At 58.9% G+C, this 6,000-nt stretch carries 5 protein-coding genes; all 5 read right to left on the minus strand.

Features of this window, described 5'->3' with window-relative positions:
* Nucleotides 1-106 precede the first annotated feature (106 nt).
* Nucleotides 107-271 (minus strand): hypothetical protein, encoded by a 165-nt coding sequence (locus AC3B8H_RS02985; protein ID WP_488440133.1) that lies wholly within the window; start codon nt 269-271, stop codon nt 107-109.
* Nucleotides 272-363: 92 nt separating this feature from the next.
* Nucleotides 364-3,480, minus strand: coding sequence for an efflux RND transporter permease subunit (locus AC3B8H_RS02990; RefSeq protein WP_488440134.1), 3,117 nt, complete (start codon nt 3,478-3,480; stop codon nt 364-366).
* Complete coding sequence (locus tag AC3B8H_RS02995; RefSeq protein WP_488440135.1) at nt 3,477-4,547, minus strand: efflux RND transporter periplasmic adaptor subunit; 1,071 nt, start codon at nt 4,545-4,547, stop codon at nt 3,477-3,479. The genes AC3B8H_RS02990 and AC3B8H_RS02995 overlap by 4 nt, the downstream gene beginning before the upstream one ends.
* 44 nt (nt 4,548-4,591) lie before the next feature.
* Nucleotides 4,592-5,518: a hypothetical protein gene (locus AC3B8H_RS03000; RefSeq protein WP_488440136.1), complete on the minus strand. Its 927-nt coding sequence runs from the start codon at nt 5,516-5,518 to the stop codon at nt 4,592-4,594.
* A 228-nt stretch (nt 5,519-5,746) separates the two neighbouring features.
* On the minus strand, nt 5,747-6,000 hold a 254-nt coding region (locus AC3B8H_RS03005; protein ID WP_488440137.1), incomplete at its 5' end, for a hypothetical protein.

Here is a 6,000-nt window from a genome sequence, read left to right on the forward strand (position 1 = left end):
TAGTCAGCGCAATAGCGATTTACCGTTGAGATTTCAATGCTGGCCTAAATCGGCAGCGAACAGATACCCGTTCCCGCTACCGGTGCCGCCAACGTTTCCGGCCCACCTAGGCAAGCCCCAGCGACGCCGCCAGACTCCCCGCCATGGCGAAATTGGCGACGACGCTACCGGCGCGCGGATTGGCTCGCCAATAGGTCGGCGCGGCGAGCCAGGCCAACTCCCGGCTAAGTTGCGCTTGCCTAGCCGGATCGCGCAAGCCTTTATCGCGCATCCTGATTCGCCCTGGCAATGAAGAAACAGTTCTGCTCCTGCAATGGGTTTATCCGTGAAGAATTGAAATGACCGTCGCGGCCGGAAACGCGACTAATCGCCAGTTCCCGGTATTTCGACTCGATACCAAGCGGCATACAGGGCCGGCAAAAACAGCAACGTCAGCAACGTGGCGACAGTCAATCCCCCCATGATCGCTACCGCCATCGGGCCGAAAAACGCGCTACGCGTCAACGGAATCATCGCCAATATCGCCGCCGCCGCCGTCAGTACGATCGGCCGGAAGCGCCGCACCGTGGAATCGACGACGGCATCGAAATCACGGCATCCCGCTGCCTTATCCTGGTCGATTTGATCGACCAGGATTACCGAATTACGCATGATCATGCCCGACAACGCAATCGTGCCCAACATCGCCACAAAGCCGAACGGTTGGTGGAACAGTAACAAGAACAACGTCACGCCTATCATGCCCAGCGGCGCGGTTAATACCACCAACGCCACCCGGGAAAAACTTTGCAACTGAATCATCAATACCGTCAGGACGCTGATGACGAACAGCGGCATACCGGCGGCCACCGACTCGCCGCCTTTCGCCGACTCCTCGACCGCACCGCCGGTTTCCAAGCGATAGCCGACCGGCAGCGTGCGTTTGAATTCGGCCAGATCGGCCTCGATCCTGGCCGAAATCATCGGCGCCTGGACATCGCCGTACAAATTCGCCCGCACCGTCACGGTCGGAATGCGATTCCGCCGCCAGATTACGCCCTCCTCGAAACCGTATTCCAGCGTCGCGATCTGCGACAACGGCACGCTATGCCCGCTCGCGGTAGGCAACATCAGATGCTGCAACAGCGACAAGTGCCGGCGCTCGACTTGGGTACCGCGAATCAACAAATCGATGCGCTCGATGTCCTCGCGAAATTCCGTGACGTATAAACCTTGCAACGCCCCATTGATCAGATTGGCGATATCGTTGGACCCGATGCCTAGCAAGCGCGCCTTGGACTGATCGACGTCAACCCGAACCACTTTGACCGGTTCATCCCAATCCAATTGCACATTCGATAAATAGTGGTTGGCGCGCATCGTATCGGCCACCTGCCTAGCCAAACGACGCAGTTCACTCAAATCCGGTCCGGATACCCGAAACTGCACCGGAAAACCGACCGGGGGTCCGTTTTCCAAACGCAGCACGCTGCCCCGCAAATGGGGGAAATCCTGCTCGAACAATTGAATCAACCGAAGCCGCAACGCCTCGCGTTCCGCCGGGCCCTGAGTCAAAACCACGAATTGAGCGAAGTTACGCTGTGGCAACTGTTGATCCAACGGCAGATAAAAGCGCGGACTGCCGTTGCCCACATAAGCCACATAGTTTTCGATGCCGGTTTGCCGGCTCAACCAAGCTTCCAGTTTTTTCACCTCGGCTTCGGTCGCCGCGTAAGACACGCCTTCGGCCAAACGCAGATCCACGATGAGTTCGGGACGGGTTGAATCCGGAAAAAATTGTTGTTGCACGAATTTGAAGCCGGCGATCGCGCCGCCAAACATCGCCAACGTCACCGTAATCACCAACCAACGATGGGTGACGCAACCGGCCACCAGACCGCGAAACCGTCGATAGAAAGGCGTTTGGTATAAATCGTCGTGACTGGTCGGCTCGGTGCCGATTCCGGCGCGCGCCAGCCAACGGGAAAACACCGACGGCCGGGAGTGGCGGTCTCGGTAATTCGGCAATAGCCGAAATCCCAGATAGGGTACAAACACCACCGCCGCCACCCAGGACACCAACAACGCAATCACCACCACTTGGAAAATCGAGCGGGTGTATTCGCCGGTCGAGGATTCTGCTGTAGCGATCGGCAAAAATCCGGCGGCGGTGACCAAGGTACCGCTGAGCATCGGCATTGCGGTCGAGGTATAGGCAAAGGCCGCCGCCCGGGTACGCTCCCAACCCTGTTCCATTTTGGACGCCATCATTTCGACCGCGATAATGGCATCGTCCACCAGCAAGCCCAACGCCAAAATCAACGCGCCCAACGAAATCTTATGCAAGCCGACGCCGAACAAATGCATGATCCAAAAGGTGATTGCCAATACCACCGGTATACTGATCGCGACGACGATGCCGGTACGCAATCCCAGCGACAACAAACTGACCGCCAACACGATCACGACCGCTTCGGTCAGCGATTTGACGAATTCGTTGACCGAGCGCTGCACCGCCTTGGGTTGTGACGAAACCGAATGCAGATCCAGACCGACCGGTAATTGGCCTTGAATCCGGGTGGCGGCGGCGTCCAGAGCCTTGCCCAGTCGAATGATGTCGCCGCCGTTGCGCATGGCGACACCGAGCAGCAAGGATTCTTGACCGTTAAAACGCACCTTGTCCTTGGGCGGATCTTCGTAGCCCCTGCCGATCGTCGCAACGTCGCCAAGGCGAAATTCGTGGTTGTTGACCCGGAGCCTAACGTCCCGCAAGGCCTCCAACTGGTCGTAGCGACCGGATACGGCGATCCGGATATGCTCGTCGGGCGAGTCGAAGCTGCCGCTGCCGGTCACCAGATTTTGGGCCTGCAGGGTCTGCAACATACTGACCGCATCGATACCCATCGTCGCCAACTTGGCATTCGACAAATCGATGTAGATCCGCTGTTTTTGCTCGCCGAAAAAATCCACCTTGACGACGTCCGGCACCCGCAACAATTCGGCGCGTACCGTTTCGGCGTGCCGCTTCAGTTCGGCATAGTCGTAACCCGGCCCGGTCAACGCATATAAATTGCCGTAGACATCGCCGAATTCGTCGTTAAAGGTTGGCCCTTCGACGCCGTCGGGCAAGGTATAACGAATATCGCCAACCTTTTTCCGCGCCTGATAAAAAATATTGGGGACTTCACTGGGCGGCGTCGAATCCAGGGCCGACAGAAATATCAACGATTCGCCGGCGCGGGAGTAGCTGCGCAAGGTATCCAGCCACGGCACTTCCTGGAGTTTTTTTTCGAGTTTATCGGTCACCTGATGCTCGACCTCTTCGGCGCTAGCCCCAGGCCAACCGGTCCTTATCACCATGATTTTGAAGGTAAACGGCGGATCCTCGGATTGCCCCAGCTTGGTATAGGACGCCATCCCGACCAACGTCATTACCAGCATCGCGTACAGCACCAGCGCCGGGTGGCGCAAGGCCCACTCGGACAGGTTGAATCCCTTCATGGCCGACTCCGCAGCGGCACCGGTCTGACGATCTGGCCCGGCACCAGGGTCTGCACACCGACCGCGACGACTTGCTCCCCGCTTTGCAAGCCTTGCAGGATCAGCACGCCGTCCTCACGGTAATCGCCGGCTTGGACCGACCTGGGCCGCACTTCGCCGTTGGCGGGATTGACGACCCAAACCACCGCCCGGCCGTCCCGCTCGGTCAACGCCGGCGTCGGCAGCAAATAAGCGGCCGTGTCTTGCCGGTAAAAACGCACCCCGGCGGTCATGCCCAAGCGCACCGCCCCGTCGGCATTCGACAGCGCCACCCGAACCTGGAAGGTGCGGGTGGCGCTGTCGGCAGCCGGCGCCACTTCCCTGACCCGGCCTTGATAAGTCACCCCCGGATAGGCCCACAAGCGGACTTCGGCCGGCGTATCGACCGCAATTCCGGCCATCCGCGACTCGGGTACCGCGATCGCCACTTCCTTGGCTTCGGCCACCGCGATCCGAACGATGGGTTCGCCGGCCGCGACAACCTGTCCCGGCTCGGCGCGGATCTCGGTGACCACGCCATCCCGCTCGGCCAATAGATGGGTATAGCGCGACTGGTTGCCGGTCACGGCGGCCTGGGCGCGCGCCTGCTTGGCGCGAGCCGCGGCGGCCTTGTATTGGGCTTCCTGAATATCCAGAGCCTGATTGGAAATAAACTTGCTGGCATGCAGTTGCCGCTGCCGGTCCAATTCGGCTTGAGCCAGTGCCAGATCGGCCTCGGCGGCGCGCACCTCGGCTTGGGCGGCTTGGGTGGACAATCCGGTATCGACGGCATCCAGCTTCGCCAACATCTGACCGGCGGCGACCACGGCACCGACATCGACGTTGCGTTCGATAACCTTGCCGGCGATCCTGAATCCTTGCACGCTTTCGTAACGTGAACGAACCTCGCCGACCAAGGTGGTCGGCGCCTCGGCGGTGCGGTCGCCGACCGTCGTCACCAATGCCGGTCTGGGCGGCGGCGGCGGCGGGACCGCTTGCTCGCAGCCGATCAACGCCAGCAGCGGCAACATCGCAAACAAAGACTTCATCGAATTTCCTAGGGGAGGTGAAATAGAGTCGGACGTCAATCGCGTCAAGCGGAAGCGGCCATGGCCCGCAAGATGGTTTCCAGCGGGACCAGCGAAATTTCGGCGCTGAACAACAAGGCGTTGTCGGCCCGAAATAAGCCGTAACATTCGTAGTCCAGCGGCGTGGCGCGCAAATCGCCGAAGTCGTGTTCGGCGCAATTGGCGGCCGGCTTGATCAGAATGTGCAAGGCGTCGTTACTGCGTAACTCGGCCAGCAGACGGCGGTCGATGCTGATTTTGTGCGAGGTATACACCATCGGATTGCGCTCGAAGTCGTGCTGCCATTTCAATGCCTTTTCCAATAAGGCACTAGACAACAGCGCGCAAGGGAACAGCTCCGGAAAACCCACGACATCCTGAATTTCGTCGATGTAATCCGATTGATCCCGCAATGAGCCGCACAGAAAATTCTTGGCGTTGCTGTTCATCATGAATTTGCGTTTCAGGAAATAGCCGTTCGGCAGGAAACAACGGTCCGGTTGGATCCGCATTTCGCCGATGCCATGCAAATCCGGCTGGGCCGCCACCAACGGCCGGGCGGTTTCCTTTTTAAACCCCATCAACGCCAGAGCGCCATCGGCCTTGACCGCGATCCGGTTGCTCAGCACCGGCTCGGGCTCGAGTTTGAATTGAGACTGTTTGATCTCGACCGTCACTCGTTGACCGGGCTTGACCGCGTTGGCGAAGGTAAACTGGTAATTGCTGAAATGTAGACCCTGCTCGGCAATCAAGCGCTCCTCGCCATTATCGCGGCGGAGATCCGCCACTTTGCCCTCGACCAGCGATTCCAATTGAAACCCCATCACAATCGGGCCGGCGAACGGGTTTCGGCTGATCCGGCCCCACTTCTTGCTGTCGTGAAACAGGTTGAAGTCGTCGGTGGAGTTGCGAGCGACGTCGATATGCAGCTTGCTGAAAATATCCGAATTCATGGCATCCTTGGGTTTGAGTTGGCAACGATGACTAAGCGCCGACATGCTAGCACCGATAACATCGCCGGAAAATCCGCTGAAATTGTCACCGATCAAACCACCGGTACAATTCCGCTAACCGCGGGCTATCGAATCGGTTCATGCCAAATTCACCACGACGGCACGAACACAAGTCGAGTCGGACCGAGTAAGTTTAGCGCGAGACGCGACTCTCGTTTGCCGTTGCCGTTATTCCGCGAGGCGGCACGCTTTGTGGCGCCCGATTTGCTTGGCTTGATACCGGGCTTGGTCCGCCAGATTCGACAACCTATCGAGGTTGACCCTAAGCTCGCGCAACCCGGCAATGCCGATGTACACGCCGAATCGTAACGGCAATCCCCACATCCGTGCAATTTTGCTGACGATAAAGCATAAGCAGCCGGCTACTATGCGCCAGATCGGCGTACCCAAGGGTGACTTTTTCCAAGCGCTTTTAACACCAC

Source organism: Methylomonas sp. BG-2 (genome assembly GCF_057766305.1).